27 protein-coding genes are annotated in these 23,693 nt (G+C 62.5%); 21 read left to right on the top strand and 6 right to left on the bottom strand.

Translation table 11 applies throughout. The annotated features are described in order from the left end of the window. Positions 1 to 2 precede the first annotated feature (2 nt). Both smpB and WC739_RS11725 read left to right on the top strand, forming a co-directional pair. Positions 3 to 482, top strand: coding sequence for an SsrA-binding protein SmpB (gene smpB, locus WC739_RS11730; RefSeq protein WP_224662129.1), 480 nt, complete (start codon positions 3 to 5; stop codon positions 480 to 482). A gap of 80 nt (positions 483 to 562) precedes the next feature. Further along, entirely contained in the window at positions 563 to 1,309 is a 747-nt protein-coding gene (locus WC739_RS11725; protein WP_372953196.1) for a GH25 family lysozyme, read from the top strand. A 52-nt stretch (positions 1,310 to 1,361) separates the two neighbouring features. Here the strand turns inward: WC739_RS11725 and WC739_RS11720 are convergent, their stop codons facing one another. Next, positions 1,362 to 2,021, bottom strand: a complete 660-nt coding sequence (locus WC739_RS11720; protein ID WP_372953195.1) for a uracil-DNA glycosylase — start codon at positions 2,019 to 2,021, stop codon at positions 1,362 to 1,364. Positions 2,022 to 2,032: 11 nt separating this feature from the next. After that, complete coding sequence (locus tag WC739_RS11715) at positions 2,033 to 2,614, bottom strand: NYN domain-containing protein (RefSeq protein WP_372953194.1); 582 nt, start codon at positions 2,612 to 2,614, stop codon at positions 2,033 to 2,035. Between the two features lie 319 nt (positions 2,615 to 2,933). Between WC739_RS11715 and rpoZ the strand changes: the two genes are divergently transcribed. From rpoZ to era, 9 genes are all read left to right on the top strand, one after another. Beyond that, complete coding sequence (gene rpoZ, locus WC739_RS11710) at positions 2,934 to 3,335, top strand: DNA-directed RNA polymerase subunit omega (RefSeq protein WP_372953193.1); 402 nt, start codon at positions 2,934 to 2,936, stop codon at positions 3,333 to 3,335. A gap of 133 nt (positions 3,336 to 3,468) precedes the next feature. Continuing rightward, positions 3,469 to 5,697 (top strand): bifunctional (p)ppGpp synthetase/guanosine-3',5'-bis(diphosphate) 3'-pyrophosphohydrolase, encoded by a 2,229-nt coding sequence (locus tag WC739_RS11705; protein WP_372953192.1) that lies wholly within the window; start codon positions 3,469 to 3,471, stop codon positions 5,695 to 5,697. A 30-nt stretch (positions 5,698 to 5,727) separates the two neighbouring features. Beyond that, positions 5,728 to 6,306: an orotate phosphoribosyltransferase gene (pyrE, locus tag WC739_RS11700; RefSeq protein WP_372953191.1), complete on the top strand. Its 579-nt coding sequence runs from the start codon at positions 5,728 to 5,730 to the stop codon at positions 6,304 to 6,306. 57 nt (positions 6,307 to 6,363) lie between these two features. Next, on the top strand, positions 6,364 to 6,744 hold the full coding sequence (locus tag WC739_RS11695) for a VOC family protein (protein ID WP_372953190.1): 381 nt from the start codon (positions 6,364 to 6,366) through the stop codon (positions 6,742 to 6,744). Positions 6,745 to 6,966: 222 nt separating this feature from the next. Next, on the top strand, positions 6,967 to 7,566 hold the full coding sequence (locus WC739_RS11690) for a DUF2062 domain-containing protein (protein ID WP_372953189.1): 600 nt from the start codon (positions 6,967 to 6,969) through the stop codon (positions 7,564 to 7,566). Next, positions 7,563 to 7,976: a holo-ACP synthase gene (gene acpS, locus WC739_RS11685; RefSeq protein WP_372953188.1), complete on the top strand. Its 414-nt coding sequence runs from the start codon at positions 7,563 to 7,565 to the stop codon at positions 7,974 to 7,976. The genes WC739_RS11690 and acpS overlap by 4 nt, the downstream gene beginning before the upstream one ends. Positions 7,977 to 8,054: 78 nt before the next feature. Continuing rightward, entirely contained in the window at positions 8,055 to 8,804 is a 750-nt protein-coding gene (gene lepB / locus WC739_RS11680) for a signal peptidase I (RefSeq protein WP_372953187.1), read from the top strand. After that, the gene (gene rnc / locus WC739_RS11675; RefSeq protein WP_372953186.1) at positions 8,804 to 9,520 is read left to right on the top strand and encodes a ribonuclease III; all 717 of its coding nucleotides are present in this window, start codon (positions 8,804 to 8,806) and stop codon (positions 9,518 to 9,520) included. The genes lepB and rnc overlap by 1 nt, the downstream gene beginning before the upstream one ends. Then, positions 9,517 to 10,443 (top strand): GTPase Era, encoded by a 927-nt coding sequence (era, locus tag WC739_RS11670; protein ID WP_372953185.1) that lies wholly within the window; start codon positions 9,517 to 9,519, stop codon positions 10,441 to 10,443. Before rnc ends, era begins: the two co-directional genes overlap by 4 nt. Before the next feature lie 84 nt (positions 10,444 to 10,527). Here the strand turns inward: era and WC739_RS11665 are convergent, their stop codons facing one another. Further along, the gene (locus WC739_RS11665; RefSeq protein WP_372953184.1) at positions 10,528 to 10,908 is read right to left on the bottom strand and encodes a DUF2147 domain-containing protein; all 381 of its coding nucleotides are present in this window, start codon (positions 10,906 to 10,908) and stop codon (positions 10,528 to 10,530) included. Positions 10,909 to 11,091: 183 nt separating this feature from the next. On the opposite strand from WC739_RS11665, the gene WC739_RS11660 reads away from it, so the two are divergent. Beyond that, positions 11,092 to 11,499 (top strand): DUF2177 family protein, encoded by a 408-nt coding sequence (locus WC739_RS11660; protein ID WP_372953202.1) that lies wholly within the window; start codon positions 11,092 to 11,094, stop codon positions 11,497 to 11,499. Here WC739_RS11660 and WC739_RS11655 read toward each other — a convergent pair whose 3' ends face one another. The 3 genes from WC739_RS11655 to WC739_RS11645 are packed head-to-tail and all read right to left on the bottom strand — an operon-like array spanning position 11,500 to position 13,936. Continuing rightward, entirely contained in the window at positions 11,500 to 12,063 is a 564-nt protein-coding gene (locus WC739_RS11655; protein ID WP_372953183.1) for a hypothetical protein, read from the bottom strand. Continuing rightward, entirely contained in the window at positions 12,060 to 13,100 is a 1,041-nt protein-coding gene (locus tag WC739_RS11650; protein WP_372953182.1) for a cyclopropane-fatty-acyl-phospholipid synthase family protein, read from the bottom strand. The genes WC739_RS11655 and WC739_RS11650 overlap by 4 nt, the downstream gene beginning before the upstream one ends. Then, complete coding sequence (locus WC739_RS11645) at positions 13,097 to 13,936, bottom strand: DUF1295 domain-containing protein (RefSeq protein WP_372953181.1); 840 nt, start codon at positions 13,934 to 13,936, stop codon at positions 13,097 to 13,099. Before WC739_RS11645 ends, WC739_RS11650 begins: the two co-directional genes overlap by 4 nt. A 538-nt stretch (positions 13,937 to 14,474) precedes the next feature. On the opposite strand from WC739_RS11645, the gene WC739_RS11640 reads away from it, so the two are divergent. The 9 genes from WC739_RS11640 to WC739_RS11600 form a co-directional block, all read left to right on the top strand. Further along, positions 14,475 to 15,641, top strand: coding sequence for a porin (locus tag WC739_RS11640; protein WP_372953180.1), 1,167 nt, complete (start codon positions 14,475 to 14,477; stop codon positions 15,639 to 15,641). Positions 15,642 to 15,777: 136 nt separating this feature from the next. Next, positions 15,778 to 16,539 carry a DNA repair protein RecO gene (gene recO / locus WC739_RS11635; protein WP_372953179.1) on the top strand — a complete coding sequence of 254 codons (762 nt, stop codon included), beginning with the start codon at positions 15,778 to 15,780 and terminating at the stop codon, positions 16,537 to 16,539. Between the two features lie 142 nt (positions 16,540 to 16,681). Next, entirely contained in the window at positions 16,682 to 19,420 is a 2,739-nt protein-coding gene (locus WC739_RS11630) for a DUF2339 domain-containing protein (protein WP_372953178.1), read from the top strand. A 60-nt stretch (positions 19,421 to 19,480) separates the two neighbouring features. Then, complete coding sequence (locus WC739_RS11625; RefSeq protein ID WP_372953177.1) at positions 19,481 to 19,723, top strand: type II toxin-antitoxin system VapB family antitoxin; 243 nt, start codon at positions 19,481 to 19,483, stop codon at positions 19,721 to 19,723. Then, a complete protein-coding gene (locus WC739_RS11620; RefSeq protein ID WP_372953176.1) occupies positions 19,723 to 20,142 on the top strand; it encodes a type II toxin-antitoxin system VapC family toxin in 420 nt (139 codons plus the stop codon). Before WC739_RS11625 ends, WC739_RS11620 begins: the two co-directional genes overlap by 1 nt. A gap of 156 nt (positions 20,143 to 20,298) precedes the next feature. Next, entirely contained in the window at positions 20,299 to 20,817 is a 519-nt protein-coding gene (locus WC739_RS11615; protein WP_372953175.1) for a sigma-70 family RNA polymerase sigma factor, read from the top strand. After that, positions 20,814 to 21,605 (top strand): anti-sigma factor, encoded by a 792-nt coding sequence (locus WC739_RS11610; RefSeq protein ID WP_372953174.1) that lies wholly within the window; start codon positions 20,814 to 20,816, stop codon positions 21,603 to 21,605. The genes WC739_RS11615 and WC739_RS11610 overlap by 4 nt, the downstream gene beginning before the upstream one ends. Before the next feature lie 205 nt (positions 21,606 to 21,810). After that, positions 21,811 to 22,917 (top strand): peptidase C39 family protein, encoded by a 1,107-nt coding sequence (locus tag WC739_RS11605; RefSeq protein ID WP_372953173.1) that lies wholly within the window; start codon positions 21,811 to 21,813, stop codon positions 22,915 to 22,917. Further along, the coding region (locus tag WC739_RS11600) for a RimK-like ATPgrasp N-terminal domain-containing protein (RefSeq protein ID WP_372953172.1) at positions 22,914 to 23,693 on the top strand (780 nt) is incomplete at its 3' end. The genes WC739_RS11605 and WC739_RS11600, both read left to right, overlap by 4 nt.

The raw sequence follows: 23,693 nt of genomic DNA, 5'->3' as shown, positions 1-23,693 counted from the left end.
TCATGAACCAAGTCAGAAAAGCCGATCCCAACAACAAGACCGTTTCGGAAAACCGCAAGGCGCGGTTTTCCTATGAGGTGCTCGACACGGTCGAGACAGGCCTTGTGCTGACGGGCACCGAGGTCAAGTCGCTGCGCCAGGGCCAGGCCAACATCCAGGACAGCTATGCTTCGGTTGAGGGCGGCGAGATCTGGCTGATCAATTCCTATTTGCCGGAATATCTGCAGGCGAACCGCTTCAACCACGAACCCCGCCGGCGCCGCAAGCTGCTGCTCAACAAGCGCGAAATGGCGAAACTGTCGCAAAGCGTTGACCGCGAAGGCATGACACTCGTGCCCTTGAAGATCTACTTCAACGACCAGGGCCGCGCCAAGCTGCTGCTTGCTGTTGGGCGCGGCAAGAAATTGCACGACAAGCGCGAAAGCGAAAAGCAGCGCGACTGGTCTCGCGAAAAAGGCCGCCTGCTGAAGGAACGCGGGTAAGGAAGATCAGGCAATAAGCCTGAAAAGCCGACAGTCCGGCTTTCAACTTTCGGCGCATTGTTCCGGTTACAGGGATCGTCATGAACAACCGGATCATTGTCTGGGGTCTGGCCAGCCTGTTTGTGGCGTGCGTCATCGCGGCGGGCAGCTTTTTCTATCTCCGTCCCTTTTCTCCAGACCGCGGCAAATATCCCGTCAGGGGCATCGACGTCTCCCATCATCAGGGCCAGATCGACTGGCGACGCGTCGCAGCCGACGATGTCGCCTTTGCGGTCATCAAGGCGACTGAGGGCGGCGACCATGTCGATGACGCCTTCGCACGGAATCTGGAAGAGGCCCGCGCCGCCGGCCTCGCTGTCGGCGCCTATCACTTCTTCACCTTCTGCAGGCCCGGCGCCGATCAGGCGAGGAATTTCATCTCGGTGGTGCCGCACGATCGGCCCCTGCTGCCGCCGGTCGTCGACATTGAGTTCGCCGGCAACTGCCCGCGGCGGCCAACGCCGGAACAATTGAGCGCCGAGCTCGCCGCCTTCATCGCGCCTGTCGAGGCGGCATTCGGCAAGCCCGCGATCGTCTATCTGACAGATGAGGCGGCTCAGGCATATTCTGGACATATCGTTGCCCGCCCGCTCTGGCTTCGCTCATTGCTTGTCGAGCCGGGCCGCGACGACTGGGTCTATTGGCAGTATCACGATCAAGGGCGCGTCGATGGCATCAGCGGCGACGTTGACCTGAATGTCCTGCGGGGCGGGGTGGCCGTGCTGGCAGCGTTGTCGGCAGCACCATGGGATCGATCGCTCGAAGCGCCGGCATTGCCACTGGATTGACCGCCCGCTACGCCACGCCGCGGCCTGGACCTTTCCAGCGGCTTTGAAGACGTCACTCCTCCCGCAGGAATTTCGAGATGTCGCTGAACACCTTGATGAACATGGCCTCGGTCAGCACGCCTGTATTGGTGTTGTAGCGCGAGCAGTGATAGCTCGAAAACAGCGTGACACCGCCGGCCGGCAATTGTCCGCCATGCTTGAACGGATAGGCGGCGACGCGCCCGCCCAGCGCCCGCACGGTGGTCTGGTGCGCGATCGATCCCAATACGAGCACCGCGCGCAGCCTGGGAAAGCGCGCGATCGTGGGGATCAGGAATGTTCTGCATGTCGAGATTTCGGCGCCTACCGGCTTGTTCTCCGGTGGCACGCAGCGCACCGCGTTGGTGATGGCGGTGTCGATCAGCTCCAGCCCGTCATCTGGCCGCGCCTTGAATTCGCCACGCGCGAAACCGTGCGAGATCAAGGTCGAGTAGAGCAGGTCGCCGGCATAGTCGCCGGTGAACGGACGTCCGGTACGGTTGGCGCCGCGCAGTCCTGGCGCCAGCCCGACGATCAGAAGCCTGACGGAATCCTCGCCCGCCGGCGGCAGGAAGGTCGGCACCGGCGCGTTGAACCAGGACGGTTCACGCCGCCGCCACTCGGCGATGAAGCCATGCAGCCGTGGGCAGAGCGGGCAGTCGCGGTCCGGTTCGGCGGAAGGAAGGACGGTCAAGGCGACCGGCCTCAGTAGTCGTCCTCTTCGACCTCGGCCGGTTCGGGCCGGCGTACAGGCCGCTCGGACGGGTCGCGGCCGACCTCGTTCTTCAACGTCGTCAGGTCGATGAAGTGGTCGGCCTGTCGGCGCAGGTCGTCTGATATCATCGGTGGCTGCGAGGCCATGGTCGAGACGATCGACACCTTGCGGCCGCGCCGCTGCAGCGCCTCGACCAGGGTGCGAAAGTCGCCGTCGCCTGAAAAGATCACGTAATGGTCGACGACGTCGGCGAGTTCCAGCGCATCCACCGTCAGTTCGATGTCCATATTGCCCTTGATCTTGCGGCGGCCGGTCGAGTCGGTGAACTCCTTGGCCGGCTTGGTCACCACCTTGAAACCGTTATAGTCGAGCCAGTCGATCAAGGGGCGGATCGAGGAATATTCCTGGTCCTCGACCAGGGCCGTATAATAGTACGCGCGCAGTAGATAACCGCGCTTCTGGAAGCTCGCCAGCAACTTGCGGTAGTCGATGTCGAAGCCGAGTGCGCGCGACGTTGCGTAGAGGTTGGCACCGTCGATGAAAAGCGCGATTTTTTCACGGGGGTCGAACATGGAAAATATCCTTTCGAAACAACGGCCGTTTAAACGAAATGCTCTAGAGTATCGGTCAGGCTCATAATAAACCTGCTGACCTAGTCACGATCGGAGATAGCGCCAGTCCGGCGGCAAACCAAGGGCGTGTTGCGCACTGCAACCAATTGTGATCGACGCCTCGTATTCCTGGACGTGAGGCCGGTCTTGCCAAATTGCCTGTTTGACGCTGAAGGGAAAGCTCTCGGCCCGGCCTTGCCATGCTGCTTGTGTTTTGGCGGCGTTCGGGTTATGGACCGCGCCTGTTTTCCATCAAATCCATCGCAGGAAAGGGGCATCCATGGCCCGCGTAACCGTTGAAGATTGCATCGACAAGGTCGACAACCGCTTCGAACTGGTGCTTCTGGCTGGTCACCGCGCCAGGCAGATCAGCCAGGGCGCGCCGATCACCGTGCCGCGCGACAACGACAAGAACCCCGTCGTGGCGCTGCGCGAGATCGCCGACGAGACGCTGTCGCCCGACGACCTCAAGGAAGATCTGATCCATTCGCTGCAGAAGCACGTTGAGGTCGACGAGCCCGAGGCCGACGGCGAGGCGATTGCCGACCAGACCGGCACCGCCGTCGCGGCGGCCGACGCCGATGATGGCGAGGAGACCGTCACGTTCGACCGGATGACCGAGGAAGATTTGCTCGCCGGCATCGAAGGCCTGGTGCCTCCGGAAAAGAGCGACGACTACTGAGGCGAGCCTGTGTTACGAGGCGTGCTGGAATAATCGTCCGGCACTTCCGTATCAGCTGTTTCGTGGCTATCTATGACATGCGCCGTACGGCAGTGCGGCGCATGATTCATTTCACCGCCGCGAGATCCCGCCCATGATGCGTCAGTATGAGCTTGTCGAGCGCGTCCAGCGCTACAAGCCTGACGTCAACGAGGCGTTGCTCAACAAGGCCTATGTCTATGCCATGCAGAAGCATGGCCACCAGAAGCGCGCTTCCGGGGACCCTTATTTCTCGCACCCGCTCGAAGTCGCGGCCATCCTCACCGAAATGCACATGGACGAGGCGACGATCGCCGTTGCCCTGTTGCACGACACGATCGAGGATACCACCGCGACGCGGGCCGAGATCGATGAGTTGTTCGGCCCCGAAATGGGCAAGCTGGTCGAGGGGCTGACCAAGCTCAAGAAGCTCGACCTTGTGTCCAAGAAGGCCGAGCAGGCTGAAAATCTCCGCAAGCTTCTGCTGGCGATCTCCGAGGACGTCCGCGTGCTCCTGGTCAAGCTCGCCGACCGCCTCCACAACATGCGCACCCTCGACCATATGCCGGAGGCCAAGCGCCTGCGCATCGCCGAGGAGACGATGGATATCTATGCGCCGCTGGCCGGTCGCATGGGCATGCAAGGCATGCGCGAGGAGCTCGAGGAGATCGCCTTCCGCTACATCAATCCGGAAGCCTATCGCGCGGTCACCGCCCGGCTTGCCGAAATCTTCGAGCGCAACAAGGATGTGCTGTCGGAGATCGAGAAGGCACTCTCCGCGTTGTTCGAGAAGCATGCGATCAAGGCAACCGTAAAGAGCCGACAGAAAAAGCCATGGTCGGTGTTTCGCAAGATGGAGGCCAAAGCGCTCTCCTTCGAGCAGCTGTCCGACATTTTCGGCTTCCGCGTCGTCGTCGACAGTGTCGAGGACTGCTACCGCGCGCTTGGCGCCATTCACACCGCCTGGTCCATGGTTCCCGGACGCTTCAAGGACTACATCTCGACGCCGAAGCAGAACGACTACCGCTCTATCCACACCACGATCGTCGGCCCTTCGCGCCAGCGTGTCGAACTGCAGATACGCACGTCCCAGATGAACAAGATCGCCGAATACGGCGTAGCCGCGCATTCGATCTACAAGGATACCGGCGGCAAGGGGACCGGCGCCGGTCACGCCATCTCGAAGGAGACCAACGCCTATGCATGGCTGCGGCGCACCATCGAGCAACTCGCCGAGGGCGACAATCCCGAGGATTTCCTCGAAAACACCAAGCTCGAACTGTTCCAGGACCAAGTGTTCTGTTTCACGCCGAAAGGCATGCTGATCGCCTTGCCGCGCGGCGCCACGCCGATCGATTTTGCCTATGCAGTGCACACCGATGTCGGCGACACCTGCGTCGGCGCCAAGGTCAACGGCCGCATCATGCCGCTGATGACCGAACTGAAGAATGGCGACGAGGTCGAGATCATCCGCTCCAAGGCGCAGGTGCCGCCGGCCGCGTGGGAATCGGTCGTCGTCACCGGCAAGGCGCGCTCGGCCATCCGGCGCGCCACCAAGAATGCCATCCGCAAGCAGTATTCGGGCCTCGGCATCCGCATCCTCGAGCGCGCCTTCGAACGCGCCGGCAAGACCTTCACCAAGGAGAGCCTCAAGCAGGTGCTGCATCGGCTGGCGCGCAAGGACATCGAGGATGTGCTGGCCTCGGTCGGCCGCGGCGAGCTGGCCTCGACCGATGTCATGAAGGCAGTGTTCCCGGACTACAAGGACGAGCGCGTCACCACACCCGCCCCCAAGCAGCGCGAGGAAGGCTGGTCGAAAATCCGCAATGCCGCCGGCATGCTGTTCCAGATACCGGGCCGCGCCGCGCGCAAGGACAAGGACCAGCCGCGCGATGACGCCGTGCCGATCCGCGGTGTTCGCGGTGACCTGCCGGTGCGTTTCGCTCCTGAAGGGGCCGTTCCTGGCGACCGCATCGTCGGCATCGTCCAGCCGGGTACCGGCATCACCATCTACCCGATCCAGTCGCCGGCTTTGCAGGCTTTCGACGACCAACCCGAGCGCTGGATCGACGTCCGCTGGGACATCGACGAGCGCACCAAGGAGCGCTTTCCGGCGCGTGTTTCGGTGACCGCGATCAATGCACCCGGCTCGCTTGCCGATATTGCGCAGGTCGTGGCGTCGAACGACGCCAACATCCACACGCTGTCGATGGTGCGCACGGCGCCCGACTTCACCGAAATGCTGATCGATCTCGAAGTCTGGGATTTGAAGCATCTCAACCGGCTTCTGTCGCAGCTCAAGGACAATTCGAGCGTCAGCGACGCAAGGCGTGTCAATGGCTGACACCACCGACCTGATTGGGGATAGGCACGTATGAATACCGATGAAGTGCTTGGCATTTTCCGCGACGCGGGCGCTGTTCTCGAAGGTCATTTTATCCTGACGTCTGGGCTGAGAAGCCCGATCTTCCTGCAGAAGGCGCGCGTCTTCATGCATGCCGACAAGACGGAGCTTCTGTGCAAGGCGCTGGCTGAAAAGATACATGCGGCCGTTCCGGGCCCGATCGATTATGTTGTCGGTCCGGCGATCGGAGGTCTCATCCCGGCTTACGAGACCTCGCGCCATCTCGGCGTGCCGGCGATCTGGGTCGAGCGGGAAGGGGGCGAGTTCCGCTTGCGCCGTTTCGAGATCGCGAAGGGTGCGCGCGTCGTCATCGTCGAGGACATCGTCACCACCGGCCTGTCGATCCGCGAGACCATCGATTGCCTGAGCAAGCTTGGCGCCGAAGTGGTTGCCGCCGCCTGCATCATCGACCGTTCCGCCGGCAAGACCGATGTCGGCGTGCCGCTGATCGCGCTCGCCGAATACGAGGTTCCGGCCTACGCGGCGGACCGCCTGCCGCCGGAACTTGCCGCCATTCCCCCCGTTAAGCCGGGGAGCCGCAACATCTAGAGATTTATCTATCCCGAGGTGTGAAGCGGGTCGGGATAGACGAATGGGGAATGCAAAATGATCGCCGGCGTCGATCATTTCGTGCTGACGGTTCGATCCGTTGACGATACCTGCGCCTTCTATGGACGCGTACTTGGCCTACGGCGTCTGGACGAGCAGCAGAAGCCCACTGCGCTGATTTTCGGCACGCAGAAGATCAACCTGCATGAAGTCGGTCGCACCTTCGAGCCGAAGGCGGAGAGGCCGATGCCTGGATCCGATGATTTCTGTCTGGTCGCCTCAACGCCGCTCGGCGAAATCCGAAATAGTCTCGAAGCCAACGGCGTTGTCGTCGAGCTTGGCCCCGTCGAGCGCACCGGCGCGCGCGGGCGGATGCTGTCGGTCTATTTTCGCGACCCGGACGGCAATCTCGTCGAGGTCAGCGAATATCAGGAGTAGCCACGGGCGCCGCACCGAGATCGAGCCGCATGGCGTAGCGCCCGCCGGCGTTACACGCCTGCGGCAGACCATCGCGGTACAGTTCGTTGTTCTGCGACAGGGCAATCGCTATATCAAAGTCGTTGTTGCCTTTCTGCGCTCACGAAGCGCAAGATAATGCTATCGCGCCGGGCCAGAGATGGTTGCAAGTTGCGGCGTTGATGAACCGGGAATTGGAACAGAGTGCTTTTTCGACGCCGCAAGCCTGATGGCATCCTGGAGCGGGTGCGCACCTATCTTTGGCCGCGCCGCTCGTTTTCGCGTTCGCTACAATATTTCTCCAAGCGCATCCTGCGCCTCAAGGCCACGCCGCACGCCGTGGCGGCCGGGGTCGCCGCCGGCGTCTTCGCCTCGTTTTTTCCCGTCGGTTTCCACTTTGCCATTGCCGCCGTCCTGTGCTGGCTGATTGCCGGCAATCTTGTCGCGGCGGCGCTCGGCGCGGTGTTGTTCGGCAACCCGCTGACTTTCCCGCTGATGTGGGGTGCGTCCTGGGAAACCGGCAAGCTGATGCTGCATGACCGCCTGCCGGCGCATGGCCCGCCGGCGCATCTCGGCGCCATGATGGAACATCTGTCCTTTGCCCAATTGTGGACGCCGGTGCTGAAGCCGATGATCATCGGCGCGGTGCCGCTTGGGCTGGTCTTCGGGCTCGTGTTCTACGGTATAACGCGTTGGGGCATGATCACTTTCCGCGAGCAACGGCGCAAACGACTGGCCGAGCGCGCAAGCCGTCATGGACAGTCGACCCCAACGGGGGGAAGCATCGGTTCCACCGCACTATGATCATCGGCATCGGCAGTGATCTGATCGATATCAGGCGCATCGAGAAGTCGCTGGAGCGACACGGCGAACGCTTCGTCAAGAGAATTTACACCGAAGTCGAGCAGGCACGCTCCGAAAACCGCCGGGCGCGCGCCGCCTCTTACGCCAAGCGCTTCGCCGCCAAGGAGGCTTGCGCCAAGGCGCTGGGCACCGGTCTTGCCCAGGGCGTGTTCTGGCGTGACATGGGAGTGGTCAATCTGCCAAGCGGCGCGCCGACAATGGCGCTGACCGGCGGGGCGCTGGCGCGGCTGGACACAATCCTTCCAAAGGGCCACCGGGCGGCAATCCATCTCACCATCACGGATGATTTCCCGCTTGCTCAAGCCTTTGTGATCATTGAGGCGTTACCGGTCGAACAAGCGCCACATTGATTGCATCTGACGACCGGCATTGACGTTGCCCAGCGCGCGCCGAGACTCTATACCATCCAACGCACAATCGAGGACGACATGAGCGTGGCTGAAAAAACCGAGAAGAAGTCCGGCGGGCTAGGCGAAACCGTCAGCGTCATCGTCCAGGCGCTCCTGCTTGCCCTGGTCATCCGCACGCTGCTGTTCCAGCCGTTCTCGATCCCCTCGGGGTCGATGCGTCCGACACTTCTGGAGGGCGACTATCTGTTCGTCACCAAATGGTCCTATGGCTATTCGCGTTATTCGCTGCCTTTCGGACCTGACATCTTTTCAGGCCGCATCTGGGGCTCCGAGCCGAAGCGCGGCGACGTTGTGGTGTTCAAGTTCCCGCCCGATCCGTCCATCGACTACATCAAGCGCGTGGTCGGGTTGCCGGGCGACAAGATCCAGGTCAAGAACGGCCAGCTCTTCATCAATGACGTCGGCGTGCCGCGCGTGAAGACCGGGCAGATCGACAATCCCGACATTACCGAGGAACCCAGGCCGATCGACGTCTATCGGGAGACGCTGCCCAACGGCGTCAGCTACGACACGCTGGACATCTCGCCTGATTCGATCGGCGACAACACACGCGAATGGAACGTGCCGCCAGGCCACTATTTCATGATGGGCGACAACCGGGACAATTCCTCCGACAGCCGTTTCACCGTGGGCTTTGTTCCGGCCGAGAACCTTGTCGGCCGCGCCAACCTGGTCTTCTTCTCGATCGCCGGCAAGGCGAGCCCGCTCGAGATCTGGAAATGGCCGTCGCTGATGCGCGCCTCGCGCCTGTTCCACTTCGTCAATTGATGGCTTTGAGACGCCCGACCGGCGAAGCATTGGCCGAAGCGGTATTGGCCAGCACGGGCTACGTCTTCAAGGACAGACGGCTTCTGGAGACGGCGCTCACTCATTCCAGCGCCGTCAAGGCGGCGACCAACAACGAGCGTCTAGAGTTTCTCGGCGACCGCGTGCTCGGCCTGGTCGTCGCCGATATGCTGTTCCAGAAATTCCCCGACGCCTCGGAAGGTGAGATCGCACCACGCTTCAACGCGCTGGTCGATTCCAGGACCTGTTCGGACATCGGCGTGCTGATGAATCTGGAGAACCTGGTGCGTGCCGATGCTGCGCTGAAGGCCCGCTCGCGCGGCTCCGGCGGCAGCTATCTCGCCGATGCGGTGGAGGCGCTGATCGCCGCGATCTACGTCGACGGCGGCATCGAGCCGGCACGGCGGTTTATCCTTCGCTACTGGGAGCCGCGCGCCCGCATGGTCGTGGTCAAGCCGCGCAATCCAAAATCGGAACTGCAGGAATGGATCGCCAAGACCGGCGATGCCAGACCCGAATATGTGATCGAGAAACGTGAAGGGCCTGATCACCAGCCGGTCTTCACGGTCTCGGTGCAAGTCGACGGCTTTGCGCCGACAAGCGGCACCGGCAGTTCGCGCCGGGCCGCCGAAGAGGCGGCAGCGTCGGCGTTTCTGTTGCGTGAGGGCGTCTGGGAAAATGAAGGGAGCGCGGCATGACCGCCACCGAAGAACCGGCGACGGAAGCCGCCGCCACGCGCTCCGGCTTCGTCGCGCTGATCGGCGCGCCCAATGCCGGCAAGTCTACTTTGGTCAACCAGCTTGTCGGCGCCAAGGTCTCTATCGTCACCCACAAGGTGCAGACCACCCGCGCCATTGTGCGCGGCATCGCCACGCACGCCAATGCGCAGATCGTCTTCGTCGACACGCCTGGGATCTTCAAGCCCAAGCGGAGGCTGGACACGGCGATGGTGACCACCGCCTGGGGTGGCGCCAAGGACGCCGATATCGTCCTGCTTTTGATCGACGCCGAGCGCGGCATTCGGGGCGACGCCGACGCGATCCTCGAGCGGTTGAAGGATGTCCGCCAGCCGATGGTGCTGATCCTCAATAAGGTCGATCGCGTCAAGCACGAGGCGCTGCTGGCCTTGTCGGCGACGGCCAATGAAAAAGTGCCGTTCAAGCGGACCTTCATGATCTCGGCCCTGACCGGGTCGGGCTGCAAGGATCTGCTCGATTATCTCGCCGAAGCGCTACCGGCCGGTCCCTGGTACTACCCGGAAGACCAGATCTCCGACTTGCCGATGCGCCAGCTGGCGGCCGAGATCACCCGCGAAAAGCTCTATCTGCGCCTGCATCAGGAATTGCCCTATTCCTCGCATATCGAGACGGAGAAATGGGAAGAGAAGCCGGATGGCTCGGTGCGCATCGACCAGACCATCTATGTCGAGCGCGACAGCCAGAAGAAGATCGTCCTAGGTCACAAGGGCGAAACCATTCGAGCCATCGGCCAGGCGGCGCGCATGGAGATTGCGGGCATCCTCGAGCAGAAAGTTCACCTGTTCCTGTTCGTCAAGGTGCGAGAGAATTGGGGCGACGATCCCGAGCGGTACCGTGAGATGGGACTTGAGTTCCCGCGTTAGCCTTGCTGGCAACCGCTAGCCTGTCGGACGCTGGATCGACGTCGCCGTCGCCGCGTGGGGGCCAAGCGGCGTCGTCGCGATCCCTCAATCGGCGCGCGACCAGTTCACATTCTTGCAGACAAGTCCGCCAACGATGCAGCCGCGCGTGACGAGGCTGGCCTTTTCGACCTTCATTTGTATGGAATAGGTGAGGTTGCGTTTCGGGTCGAAGGCCTTGCCGCTCAGCGTATCGGCCGACTTCGGCTTCACCGTCATGACCAGTCTGTCGCCGACATTCTCGCCGCCGCTGATGTCCTTGATCCAAAGATTGGTGGCACAGATGTCGGCGCCGCAGGGAGCAATGCGTACCTTCGCATTTCCATCGCCACGCATCCAGATGCCGCTGGGGTCGGGCTTCGAGGCGGCCATGGCGGCGCCAGCCAAACAGAATATGCCCAGCCCCGTCGCGATTTTGCTGATTTTCATGTCGACCTCGTCACCGGCTATCGGGGCAGATACGCGGGCCACCTGGCGGGAGTTTCGGCGAAGGTTCGAATTCAGTGGTTTTTTGGATAGCCCGGAACCGGCCGCGCACGTGCCGCGAAACTGTATTGCCCTATCGACCGTTTATATGCGGAGAGGCGAACGCCGGCACAGGAGAGACATGTGTTGAAAACCTATGTGATAGCCTATCTTGCAACGGCACTGGTCTTCCTCGGCATCGATTCCGTATGGCTGACACTGGCCGCCAGCAGGCTTTACAAGCCGCTGCTTGGCGACATGCTGGCCGACGGCTTCAACGTCGCGCCGGCGATCATCTTTTATGTCGTTTACATCGGCGGCATCGTCTATTTCGCCATCCAGCCGGCCCTGACCACGGGCAGCGCAGTGACGGCCGCGCTGAACGGTGCCGTTCTTGGCTTCGTCGCCTACGCGACTTACGATCTCACCAACCAGGCAACATTGAAGAACTGGCCGGTTCAGATCACCATTGCCGATCTGTGCTGGGGCACGGTGTTGACGGCCACGTCGGCGACGTTGGGCTTCATCATTGCTCGCCACTTTTCTCGCCTTTGACTATGTCCCGCCGCGTTGGCTGATAAGCCCGGCGACCAGCAGTCCGACGAAGGCGGTCAACGTCCCGACGCTGGTCGCGTTGAGCTTGACGAAGCTTGCATATTCCTCGGGTGTGTAGACATGGACGGGCTGCCCATAATTGCCGTGCAGCATGGTGAATACGAGGAAGGCGAGCCCGGCGATGGCAAGACCGATAATCCGCTCGCTTGGCCTGAAGACCACAAATCCGATCAGAACGCACGGAATGAGGAACATCTCGACGCCTGACGCGACACCGAAAGCCTTGGCGCTGAGCATGGTGTTTGCGATGCCGGCGAGCGGCAGCAGGACGCGACCGGCGACAGTGTTCAGTCGAGAGATCGCGGGCACGGCAGCGAAAAGCGGTGTCGACAGGAACAGCCAATAGGACGGCGCGACATCCGGTCCGACAAGCCAATAGAGATAGAGCGGATAGAAAGGCTGGTTGGAGACGACCACCAGCGCGATCGTGTTGGCGGTTGCCACCAGCGGGTCGTCATGCGCCGCGTAGGCCTTGATCGATTGCCAGAGCGACGAAGGGCTCAACTCTGTTGGCCCTTGGCCGGCCGCAGGCGGTAGTGGCTCACGCCCCATTCCTCACCGTCGGCATGACCGAACAGGCCCGCGGTGGCCAGGAAGAACAGCCGCCAGCGCCGCCGCCACAATCCGGCGTCGTCGCCATAGACCGCAACCAGGATGCGATCGATCTCTGGCTGGTTGGCATCGAAATTGGCCAGCCAGTCCTCGGCGGTTCTCTGATAGTGCTTGCCGTTCCAGCGCCATTCCTGCTCGACCTCGAAGATGTCCGCGAAGCAGCGGATCAGGCCGTGGCTCGGCATGACGCCGCCGGTGAAGAAATGGTTGGCGATCCAGTCGCTCTTGTCGGCATGGTCGAAGCGGTAGCAGCCCAGCCTGTGGGTGAAGACATGCAGGAAGAGCCTGCCGTCGGGCGCGAGCCAGCCCTTGACGCGTTCGAGCAACGCCTTCCAATTCGACATGTGTTCGAACATCTCCACCGACACCACCCGGTCGAAAACACCTTCGGGGCCGAAATCGTTCATGTCGGCGGTGACGATGCGGACATTGTCGAGCCCACGCGCCTCGGCCTGCTCTTCGATATGGCGGCGTTGCGGCGCGGAGTTGGAGACGGCTACGATCTGCGCCTTTGGGTAGCGCTCGGCCATGAACATGGTCAGCGATCCCCAGCCGCAGCCGAGTTCGAGAATGCATTGGCCGTCGGCCAGGTCGGCATGGGCCACCGTTTCTTCCAGGGCACGAAGCTCGGCCTGCTCCAGCGTTTCGGTGCCCTTGTCGTAGAGGCAGCTCGAATATTTGCGGCGCGGTCCAAGCGCCAGGCTGAAAAACGCCGGAGGCAATTCGTAATGCTGTTCGTTGGCGGCCTCGACATGGGTTGCAATCGGGTGCCGCGCCATCTCGCGGGCGAAGTCATTTTCCGTGCTCATCGAGCCGGCGGACAGTCGGCGGCGAGTGCGGCCAACCAGGAACTGGATGCCGTAGCGCGTGAGCGGATCGGGCAGGGGAGCGCGCTCGACCGTGTTGATGGCGGATGCGATCAGGTTCATCTGCTTGAACTCCCCGGGGTCTGGATGGATGACGCTCGCGCGGGCGGACCGGGCCAGAAGGCGTTGACGCGACGCTGGTAGTCGCGAAAGGCGTCACCACGCGACCGCAGCATATGCGCTTCCAGCGGCGGCACGCCGGACACATGCACCAGCAGCCAGTACATGAAGACCGGGCCGCAAAGCGCGACCCATCCCCAGGGATAGGCGCCGGTCAGGTCGATGGCGATTGCCGCATAGGCAAGCCAGCCGAGCCATTCGAAAAAGTAGTTCGGGTGGCGCGAATATCCCCACAGGCCAATATCGCAAACCTGGTCCTTGCCGGCGTGCTCGGCCCGGAAGCGCGTCAACTGGCGATCGGCTATCGCCTCGCCGCCGATCGCGACAGCCAGGATGGCCATTCCCAACAAGTCCCCCAGGCGAAGTCCCGGCGCCGGATTGTGGGCGGCGATGGCGATGGTCAGCACCAGCAACAGGGCGGATGCTGCCTGGATCTGCAGGAACCAGAACAGCCGCCGGCCAAAGTTCCCGCCCCAGTCCCAGCGTAACTGCGCATAGCGCGGATCGTCGCCACCTTTCATCGTCCGCCCGACGATGTGCGAGCCGAGCCGCAGTGACCAGAGAGCGGCAAGTGCCGCGACGATGAGTTGTCTGGCCGTGGGCTGCTGCCAGCCGCCGATGGGGGCGAGCGCCATGGCGACGCCCGCGCCCCCCGTCGCGAAAGACCAGATCGCGTCGACCCAACCCGACTGCCCCGAGCGCAACGCGATCAGCCAGGCTCCCGTCATCACAAGCGACAAGGCAATGGCGATTGCGACAAGAAGGGCGGGAAGCGTCACGGAAGATCCGTCTTCAAGGGTTGGCGACTGTCACAATCATGTACGCGAAAGCACCGCGGCAAGTTTCGGACGCGTTGGCAAAAATGGCGGCCGACCGGCGATCGATATCCGTTTCCGCTGCGACACCGCGGGCATAACCGGCGGCGAATGACTTCGTTGGATCTCCGTCAAGGGACAAAGCTGGCTTCTCCTGGCGCAAAACAACGGCAAATCCCGCCTTTTTGGGCACCTGCATCAAGAGTCATGCAAACAAACAATATTTAGCCGCCAAAATATTAGAGAATATATTGAATAGATGACGATGTGCCACTTGTGCCAGTAATAGCCGTGGTAAGTGTTATTTGTGCAACACCGTATTAATCTGTATAGAAAATCGGGATTATTTCGGAAATCGTCATTGAAGGCGGAAGATTGATGGGTATGTTCGCCGCGAAAAGGGGGAGCGGTGCGAGCCTTTTTCGTTGTGGGGGTGAGGCGGGAAACATATCCGCCAGCCACAAATCCGAAGCCATTTAACTTTGACTGGAGAGGTCAGAAAATGAACATCAAGAGCCTCCTTCTCGGCTCAGCCGCGGCAATGATCGCGGTGTCGGGCGCGCGCGCAGCGGACGCTGTCGTCGTCGCCGAACCGGAACCTGCCGAATACGTCAAGATCTGCGACGTCTACGGCGCCGGCTACTTCTACATTCCCGGCACCGAGACCTGCCTGCGCATCGGCGGCTACGTCCGCTATGACATCGGCGTCGGCGATACCGGCTCGTTTGATGGTGTGAATCATGTCCCCGACCGTCAGGACGGCGACACGCATTCGACCTACTACAAGAACACCCGTTTCACGCTGAAGACCTGGACCGGGCAGGAAACCGAACTCGGCACCCTCAAGACCTACACCGAGACTCGCTTCAACTACGGCAACAGCAGCGGCGACTATCTCAATCAGGGCGCCTCCAGTGCCAACGACTGGCAAGGCCGCAACAAGTCTCTCTCGCTGCGTTTCGCTTGGATCCAGCTCGGTGGCCTGCGCGTCGGTAAGGACGACACGGCTTTCGATACGTTCATCGGCTATGCCGGCAACGTCATCCAGGATACGCTCGTCCCCTATGGCGGGCAGGAGAGCAATGTCGTTCAGTACTACTTCGACGCGGGTAACGGCGTTTCGGCAATGGTCTCCCTCGAAGAAGGCGCAGGCACCGGCACCATCGACAGCTATGTTCCTCATGTCGTCGGCGGCTTGAAGTACAAGGGCGACTGGGGTGCGATCACGGGCGTCGTCGCCTATGACAGCAATTATGAAGAAGTTGCCGGCAAGGTTCGTCTTGACGTGAATGTCAGCAAGGAACTTTCGCTGTTCATCATGGGCGGTTACGGTTCGGACAACAACCTCAACGACAACGCGGGCAATGTTATTGATGCCAGCGGCCGTGGTTTCTACAAGCAGTGGGGCGGAAACTGGGCAGTTTGGGGTGGCGGTACCTACAAGTTCAACGCCAAGACTGCATTCAATGCCCAGGTCTCCTATGACGACTGGAAGAACCTCGGCATCGCCGCCAACGTTGCCTACACCGTTGTGCCCGGCTTTACGGTCACGGCCGAAGTCGACTACCTCAATGCAGGCAAGTACGGCGACTTCGACTTCAACAACTGGACCAAGGCCAACAAGAAGAGCAGCCTCGGCGGCATTCTCCGCTTCCAGCGCTCGTTCTAACGGGTCGACTGACCTCACCATACCGCCCGCAGCACATCGCTGCGGGCGGCTTCTTGTATGCGGTGTGGGGTGCCAGCCCGCCATCGCCAAAACCCAAACCTTGATTTCGCCACCCAACCGGTGAAAAGCTCCGGCAATGGAATGGCGCGACGAGGGAATCATTCTCGGCACCCGCAAGCATGGCGAAACCAGCGCCATCCTCGAGGTGATGACGCGCGCGCATGGCCGCCATCTTGGCCTGGTGCGCGGCGGCCGCTCGCGCAAGCAGCAGCCAGTCCTCCAGCCCGGCAATCGCGTCGACTTGTTGTGGCGGGCGCGACTTGATGAGCATCTCGGCACGTTCCAGGCCGAGGCGATCGAGATGAACGCCGCGCGGCTGATGGACAGCGCCGTTGCCGTCTACGGGCTGCAGACCATGGCCGCGCATCTGCGCCTGTTGCCCGAGCGCGACGCCCATGAAGGTCTCTTCGAAACGCTTGCCGTGATGATCGTTCATCTCGACGATGCCGACGCGGCCGGCGAACTGGTGGCGCGCTTCGAGCTTCTGGTTCTCGATGAACTCGGCTTCGGCCTCGATCTCAGCCGGTGCGCCGCCACCGGTACGCAACAGGACCTTGCCTATGTCTCGCCCAAGTCGGGCCGCGCCGTATCGCGCGACGCCGGCGCGCCATGGCACGACAAGATGCTGGCGCTGCCGGCTTTCCTGCAGCGCGGCTCCGGCCTGCGCGCGGATCCGGCTGCGGTCGACGAGGCCTTCCGGCTGACCGGCTTTTTCTTCACCCGGCATGTCTACGAGCCACGCGGCATCGAACAGCCGGACGCCCGCACCGGCTTTCTTGCGGCGCTGCGCAAGCATCATGCGCGCGGCAAGGCGATTGCCGGAGAGAACGCGGCATGAGCGAAGTCGACTATACGCAAGGCCGGATCTCTCTGCCCGGCCTGTGGAAACATTCGCCATGTTTCCGGCCGTTCGGCCGCCGCATTTGAATGCCACTGAGACAAAACGTCAGTGAGAACTGGCCTGGTTTGGGGGAACCGCCATGTTTGAAAGCCTGATCGGCCTTGTCGCCATCATCGCTTTGTTCGTCATCATTTCGCGCCTGCAGAGCCGCCTCGGCCTGGTCGAGCGAGAACTTGGCGCGTTGCGCGGCCTCGTCCTTTCGAGCGTGCCGCCGGTGGCCAAGCCGTCCGAACAGATGGCGCTCGACGGTCAGCCGACCGTCGCGACGCCGACAATTGTCGCGGGGGCCGATGCCGCATCGCCGGGGGGCAGTGATCCGGCCGTCGTCCGGCCAAGCGCTCCGGAGGAGGAAGGCCAAGCCGGCGAAGTGGTGCCAGGGCCATGGACGCCAGGAGAGGCGACCCCGAAGGCTGCAGAACCTGCTGAACCGGCCGCGGCGAAAGCGGGCCGCCAATCCGACGTTGAAACGGCGCTCGGCACGCGCTGGGCCGTATGGGTCGGCGGCATCGCGCTGGCACTGGGTGGCCTGTTCCTGGTCCGGTACACGATCGAGGCCGGCATTTTCGGGCCTGGCGTGCGGCTGACCATGGCCGCGATACTCGGCCTGATCCTGGTCGCCGGTGGCGAATTCATCCGCCGCACCGGCTTCAAGGTGCCCGTCCAAGGTGCCGCCGGTGCCTATATCCCGGCGATCCTGACGGCAGCTGGCGCATTCATCCTGTTCGGCACCGTCTATGCCGCGCACGGAGTCTACGGCTTCATCGGCCCGGCGCTGGCCTTCACGCTGCTCGGCGTCATCGGCGTGGCGACAATCGCCGCGGCCCTTGTCCACGGCCAGGCGCTGGCCGGCATCGGTCTCGTCGGCGCCATGGTGACGCCGATGCTGATCGCCTCGCGTGCCCCCAATCCATGGGCGCTGTTCGGCTATCTGGCGATCGTCCTGGCCGCCACCGCTGTCATCGCCCGAATGCGCGACTGGAAATTGCTGATGGCGGCGGCCTTCGCCGGCACTGGCATCTGGACCATCCTCTACTTGACGGATGCGCCGGGCGCGAACCTCTCCGCCATCCTGTTCATCGACGCCGTCACGCTGGCCGTGCTGGCTCTTGTCTGGCTCGGCCGCCGCGGCGATAAGGCCGGATCGGCAGGGGATGTCGACTGGCCGTCGATGGTGCCCGGCCTGTTCGTCGCGTTCTCGGCGCTGGGCCTGTCTGTCGATCCGGCCTTCGCCGCCGCCGGCGATGCCTTGACGGGCGCCGTTGTTCTCGCCGCGATGCTGGCTGTGGCGCTCTATCGCCCATTGGCGTTGCCGCTGCTTTATGCGGCCGGCCTGGTGACGGTCCTGATCTATCTGGGCATCATTCCGCCGACGACCATGGTTTCCGACTTTTCCAGCGCTGCCCTGGGCGTCGACGGAGTGCCCGTTGCCGCATCCAGCGCTCTTACATTGCGCATCGGCATCGCGCTCGGCCTGGTCTTCATCGGCGCGGGCTTCTGGGCCGCGCGGCGGTTCGCGACGGCACGGACCCGCGCCGCGTCATGGGCGGCATGGGGCGTCATCGCACCGCTCGTCATCCTGCTGGCGCTCTGGTCCGCCTTCGGCAACCTCGACCGCGATTTTGTCTACGCCGCGGTCGCGGCACTTCTGGTCGTGGCCTTCGCAGCCGGCGGCGAGTGGATCGCGCGCGCCGAACAGCCTCCGCTCAAGGGCGGTTTGGCGGTGTCGTTTGCCCTCTGCGGCGCGGCGATCGCCGGCCTCCTGATGCTACACATGGCTTTCAATTCCGGCTGGACAACCATCCTGCTGGGCGCGGCGGCCATTGTCCCGGCGCTGGCGACACGCTGGCGTTCCTATCCGGCGCTCGGCTGGATTTCGGTTGGCGCGGTGATCGCGGTGCTTGCCCGCGTCGCCTTTGATCCGACCATCGTCGGTGCCGAGTTCCTGTCGACGACGCCGGTGTTCAACTGGTTGCTGCCCGGCTACGGCGTACCGGCGCTGGCCTTCGGCGTCTGCGCCTGGCAGCTTGCCCGCACCACCAATGGCCGGCCGCGTCTCGCGATGGAAGCAGCGACGGCGCTGTTCGCGCTTCTGACCGTGGCCATGCTGGTGCGCCATGCCATGCATGGCGGCGTCATCGGCACGGGTGCGACGACGCTCGCCGAACAGGCAATCTACACGCTGATCGCTCTCGGCGCCGGCGCCATCCTGATCGCCATCGACTTGCGCTCGCCAAGCTCGGTGCTGCGCCAGGGTTCGATGGCGGCAGGCGTCATTTCCGTCGCCTTCATCGTCATCCAGCATTTCCTGGCGCTGAACCCGTTGTTCACTGATGAATCGACCGGCAGCATCTCGGTCTTCAACCTGTTGTTCCTCGCCTACCTCCTGCCGGCCGTCGCCGCCGGCGGGTTGGCGCTCTATAGCAGAGGCAAGCGCCCGCGATGGTATTCGGCGATGCTGGCGCTGGTGGCGGCACTGCTGGCCTTCGCCTATGCCACGCTGTCGGTGAGGCGTCTGTTCAAGGGTGAGTTCATCGGCCTTTGGAGCGGGCTTGGCCAACTGGAAACCTATACCTATTCGGCGCTCTGGCTGGTCATCGGCGTGGCATTGCTCACGGCCGGCGTCTGGATGAAGTCGCAGGTGCTGCGCGTGGCGTCCGCCGCATTGATCGCGGTCGCCGTGATGAAAGTCTTCCTCTTCGACATGTCGGAACTGGAAGGCGTGCTCAGGGCGCTGTCCTTCATCGGCCTCGGCGCGGTCCTGATCGGCATCGGCCTGTTCTACCAACGCCTGTTGACGCGAGCGGCGAAGGAAAGTTGAGGTCGACTTGTTTGAATATTCAAAATGGAATATATGAATATTCAATAGGAGATATCCGGAATGCCGCTCTACATCCGCGACGACGAGGTGGACGCGCTGGCGACGAAACTGCAGCGCGACACCAATGCGCCGAGCAAGACGGAAGCTGTGAGGACGGCACTTTTGCACGAGATCGAACGCCATCGTGCCCGCAAACCGCTGCGCGAGAGGATTGCCGTCCTTCAGGCCCAGGCAGCCGCGTTGGGGCCATCCGATCCCAACTTCGACATGAAGGCGTTCATGGACGCGATGTGGGAAGACTGATGTTCGTCGATGCGTCGGCGATCGTCGCGATTCTCGCAAAGGAACCGGCCTGGCAGGAGTTGCTCGACCAGATCGAAAGCGCTGGCAATCCGCTGCACATTTCCGCGATTGTTCGGCTCGAAGCGACGCTTGCCCTTGGACGACTCACTGCAGGTGCCGGGAAAAAACCGAGTCCCGAAATGCTCGCAGCGGCCCGCAATCTGGTCGACATGTTCATTGTAGAAATCAACGCCCAAAATCTATCCATCGATGAGGATATCGGCGGGCGCGCCGTTGACGCCAGCATCCGCTACGGCAAAGCTGTTGGACATCCGGCCGATCTCAATCTGGGCGACTGTTTTGCCTATGCCTGCGCCAAAGCGCTCGATGTACCGTTACTCTATAAGGGCAACGACTTTCGTCAAACGGATTTGGCGTAAGTTGAAGTTCGATAGCCGGGAATAAACCGGCATCCGGCCGCGTTATCTCTTTGCTTGGGTGATCGGGGCGCGGACCGCTTCGCGCTGGTCGCTTGCGCCGCGCCCGGAAGGCGCGTTCAATCGGGATTCACAAGGGCGATCTCAGAACCAGCGGTCATGGACGACAAGAAGGCAGCAATCCTTGGCGAAATACCGCGCCTGCGACGTTACGCACGCTCGCTTCTGCGCGACCGCGATGCCGCCGACGATCTCGTTCAGGACTGCCTCGAGCGGGCACTCTCGCGGCTCGAAAACTGGCAGACGGGAGAAAGCCCCAGGAGGTGGCTGTTCACGATCATGCATCATTTGTTCATCGACCAGATGCGCAAGGTGAATCGTCGCGGCGAGGCGGTGATGCTGCCGCTGGAGGCCGGCGAGGCGGTTGCCCAGCCCGCCGACCAGGTGGAGACCATCGCGTCGCGCGAGATCATCGATGCGTTGCAGGCGATCAGCCCCGACCGCCGCGCGGCCCTCGTCATGGTTGCCATCGAAGGGTTCTCCTACGCCGAAGCCGCCAACATACTGGGCGTGCCGGCCGGCACGCTGATGTCGCGCATTGCGCGTGGGCGTGAGGAACTGCGCGGCTTGCTGGAGGACACGGCAAGACGCCGTGCCATAAGGATCGTCGAGAAATGATCCGCCGCGATTTTTCCGAACGTGACATCCACATGGCGCTCGACGGGGAATTGCCGGCCGAGGAGCGCGCAGCCTATGACGCGTGGCTCGACGCCAATCCCGAGATGAAGGCCAGGAGCACCCGTTTCACCGCCGACCGGGCGGCAATGCGCGCCGCCTTCGCCGGCGTGCTGGATGAGGCGGTGCCGGTGCGGTTGCGGAACGTCGTCCTCGGCGAGGCTCCGGCCAAGGCCTCGGCTCCCCGCTCGCGCTGGTGGCTTGGCGCCGCCGCCGCCTCACTCATGCTTGCCGGCGGGTTCGGGGGCTACCTTGCCGGCATGGACGGTATCTTCCAGGAGGATCCGGCGGAGGATCAACTGGCCGAGCAGGCGATAGCAGCCCACGTCATTTTCGCCGCCGAAAAGCGGCATGCCGTGGAAGTGCCGGCCAGCGACAAGGATCATCTGCAGACCTGGCTATCCAACCGGGTGGGCCTGAAGCTGGTGGCGCCGGATCTGACCGCGAACGGTTTCCAATTGATCGGCGGCCGCTTGCTGCCGGCCGGTGAAGGCAAGGCCGCGATGCTGCTCTACGAGGATGACAAGGGCGAGCGCATATCCCTCTTCGTCACAGCGGAATCAGCCGAGAATGCCAAGGGCACTTATGCCTCGGAGCAGAGCGGCCCACAGGCCGTCTACTGGCTGGACAAGGGCTATGGCTGCGCCGTCGTCGGCTCGCTGCCGCACGGGCAATTGGCCGTCGTGGCAAAGAGCGCCTATGACCAGCTTCTAGCCGGCCTTGCAACATGAATCGGCCGTGATTGTGCTGGCCCCGGCTTTTCAAAACTTCGGTCTTGCCCAATGCCCGCGGGCTTTCGCGCCCCGGGCCAAACTGTCACAATTAGGCCCTAATCAAGGTGCGATAGCGCTTGATGAATGCTGGCTTTTCGCCCAGTGTTTGCGACGCTTTTGACCGGGCCGTTTCCGCAACCCAATCGAGGTTTTCTCAAGTCGCATGCCTGCCGAGATTCGCACGGCCCGCGCATCTGACGTCGATGATCTCGCCGCCATAGAGAAAGCTGTTTTTTCAAGCGACCGTATTTCCCGCCGCTCCTTCCGCCTGTTCATCGAGCGCGAGACCGCCGAGACCCTGGTTGCCGAAGTCGATGGTCGCGTGGCTGGCTATGCGATCGTGCTGTTTCGCAAGGGCAGTGGCGTGGCACGCCTATACTCCATCGCCACGGGTCCGTTTTTCGGCGGCCTCGGTGTCGGACGCATGCTGCTGGCGTCGGCGGAGGACGCCGCTTTCGGGCATGGCCGCATGATGCTGCGTCTTGAAGTGCGCGAGGACAATGGCCGCGCCATCCGCATTTACGAGCAGGCGGGTTATCGCAAGATCGGCCGTGAGGCCGGTTATTACGAGGACGGCGAGACAGCGCTGCGTTACGAAAAGACCCTGCGCGGCGACATTCCGGTTGCCACCGAGGTGCCCTTTTACCAGCAGACCTGCGAATTCACTTGCGGCCCGTGCTGCCTGATGATGGCCATGGCCAATTTCGACCGCGGCTTCGTGCCGGACCCGGTGATGGAAATCCGCCTTTGGCGCGAGGCGACGACCGTGTTCATGATGTCGGGGCCTGGCGGCTGCGAACCGTTCGGCCTTGCTGTGTCGGGATATGAAAGCGGACTCTCGGCGGAGATCCACGTCTCGTTTTACGGAGCGCTGTTTCTGCAATCGGTACGCAGCGAGGACAAGCGCCGGGTGATGGAACTGGCGCAGGTCGACTTTCGCCGCCGCGCGGAACAATACGGTATTCCAGTGATTTACCGTCCATTCACCATCGACGACATCCGCGACGCGATAGCCGGCGGCAAACTGGTTCTGGTGCTGGTCAGCGGCTTTCTGATGTTCGGCAAGAAGGTGCCGCATTGGGTGCTGGCCATCGGCGATGACGGCGATCATATCCTCATCCACGATCCATGGGTCGAGGACGAAAGGCAGGAGACCATCCTTGATGCCGCCAACATTCCCGTGCCCTACGGCATCTTCATGAACATGGCGCAGTTCGGCCGCGACGGACTGCGCGCCGCCATCACTCTGGGAAAGCGCGAAAGACAATGACCTGGGTCATCCTTACCGGCCGGCAGAGCGATCTCGACCAGGTGGCGACACCGCACAAGATCATCACCAATCGCGACTATCTCGCGCATCCCTCGCTGTTCCGCGGCCAGCGGCCGAAGGTCATCAACCTGTCGAACAACTACGCCTACCAGAGCCGCGGCTACTATGCCTCGCTACTGGCAAGCTCGCGCGGACACAAGGTCATCCCGACGGTCGAGACGATGATCGACCTGTCCGAACGCAAGCTCTACGAGCATGCATTGCCGGAGCTGGAGCTGGCGCTCAACAAATGCCGCAAGGATCTCGGCGGCGTTTTTCCGGCAAAGGTCTGCGTCTTCTTCGGCATTGGTCCCTCCAAGATCTGGGACCGTTTCGCCAAGCTGCTGTTCGACTGGTTCCGGGCACCCGCACTCGAAGTCCACATCAGGGACAGCGCCGAATGGGCCTCGATCCGCAAGATCGGCTTTCATCCGCTGGCGCGGATGACCGAAGACGAAGAGAAAAGCTTCATCCAGTGCCTGGAGACGTACACCAACCGCGAATGGCGCGACACCAAGGGCCGCACGCCGGCGCGCTACACCTTCGCCACCCTGGTCGACCCGCACGAGGAACTGCCGCCCTCGGAGATTTCGTCGCTGCGCTACTGGGCCAAGATCGCCGAGAAGATGGGCGTGGAGATCGAGCCGATCACCAAGCGGGACCTCGCCAAGCTCGCCAACTACGATGCTTTGTTCATCCGCGAGACCACGTCGATCTCCAACCACACCTATCGCTTC

The sequence above is a fragment of the Mesorhizobium sp. genome (genome assembly GCF_041661565.1).
Lineage (GTDB): Bacteria > Pseudomonadota > Alphaproteobacteria > Rhizobiales > Rhizobiaceae > Mesorhizobium.
The sequence above is the reverse complement of the archived record's forward strand: the minus strand, read 5'-3'. Positions and strand labels throughout refer to the sequence as shown.

Bases quoted from the DNA above. Each gene is read 5' to 3' on its own strand.
- smpB (WP_224662129.1), top strand. From the start codon at position 3: ATGAACCAAGTCAGAAAAGCCGATCCCAACAACAAGACCGTTTCGGAA.
- WC739_RS11725 (WP_372953196.1), top strand. From the start codon at position 563: ATGAACAACCGGATCATTGTCTGGGGTCTGGCCAGCCTGTTTGTGGCG.
- WC739_RS11715 (WP_372953194.1), bottom strand. From the start codon at position 2,614: ATGTTCGACCCCCGTGAAAAAATCGCGCTTTTCATCGACGGTGCCAAC.
- rpoZ (WP_372953193.1), top strand. From the start codon at position 2,934: ATGGCCCGCGTAACCGTTGAAGATTGCATCGACAAGGTCGACAACCGC.
- WC739_RS11705 (WP_372953192.1), top strand. From the start codon at position 3,469: ATGATGCGTCAGTATGAGCTTGTCGAGCGCGTCCAGCGCTACAAGCCT.
- pyrE (WP_372953191.1), top strand. From the start codon at position 5,728: ATGAATACCGATGAAGTGCTTGGCATTTTCCGCGACGCGGGCGCTGTT.
- WC739_RS11695 (WP_372953190.1), top strand. From the start codon at position 6,364: ATGATCGCCGGCGTCGATCATTTCGTGCTGACGGTTCGATCCGTTGAC.
- acpS (WP_372953188.1), top strand. From the start codon at position 7,563: ATGATCATCGGCATCGGCAGTGATCTGATCGATATCAGGCGCATCGAG.
- lepB (WP_372953187.1), top strand. From the start codon at position 8,055: ATGAGCGTGGCTGAAAAAACCGAGAAGAAGTCCGGCGGGCTAGGCGAA.
- rnc (WP_372953186.1), top strand. From the start codon at position 8,804: ATGGCTTTGAGACGCCCGACCGGCGAAGCATTGGCCGAAGCGGTATTG.
- era (WP_372953185.1), top strand. From the start codon at position 9,517: ATGACCGCCACCGAAGAACCGGCGACGGAAGCCGCCGCCACGCGCTCC.
- WC739_RS11665 (WP_372953184.1), bottom strand. From the start codon at position 10,908: ATGAAAATCAGCAAAATCGCGACGGGGCTGGGCATATTCTGTTTGGCT.
- WC739_RS11650 (WP_372953182.1), bottom strand. From the start codon at position 13,100: ATGAACCTGATCGCATCCGCCATCAACACGGTCGAGCGCGCTCCCCTG.
- WC739_RS11640 (WP_372953180.1), top strand. From the start codon at position 14,475: ATGAACATCAAGAGCCTCCTTCTCGGCTCAGCCGCGGCAATGATCGCG.
- recO (WP_372953179.1), top strand. From the start codon at position 15,778: ATGGAATGGCGCGACGAGGGAATCATTCTCGGCACCCGCAAGCATGGC.
- WC739_RS11630 (WP_372953178.1), top strand. From the start codon at position 16,682: ATGTTTGAAAGCCTGATCGGCCTTGTCGCCATCATCGCTTTGTTCGTC.
- WC739_RS11625 (WP_372953177.1), top strand. From the start codon at position 19,481: ATGCCGCTCTACATCCGCGACGACGAGGTGGACGCGCTGGCGACGAAA.
- WC739_RS11620 (WP_372953176.1), top strand. From the start codon at position 19,723: ATGTTCGTCGATGCGTCGGCGATCGTCGCGATTCTCGCAAAGGAACCG.
- WC739_RS11615 (WP_372953175.1), top strand. From the start codon at position 20,299: ATGGACGACAAGAAGGCAGCAATCCTTGGCGAAATACCGCGCCTGCGA.
- WC739_RS11610 (WP_372953174.1), top strand. From the start codon at position 20,814: ATGATCCGCCGCGATTTTTCCGAACGTGACATCCACATGGCGCTCGAC.
- WC739_RS11605 (WP_372953173.1), top strand. From the start codon at position 21,811: ATGCCTGCCGAGATTCGCACGGCCCGCGCATCTGACGTCGATGATCTC.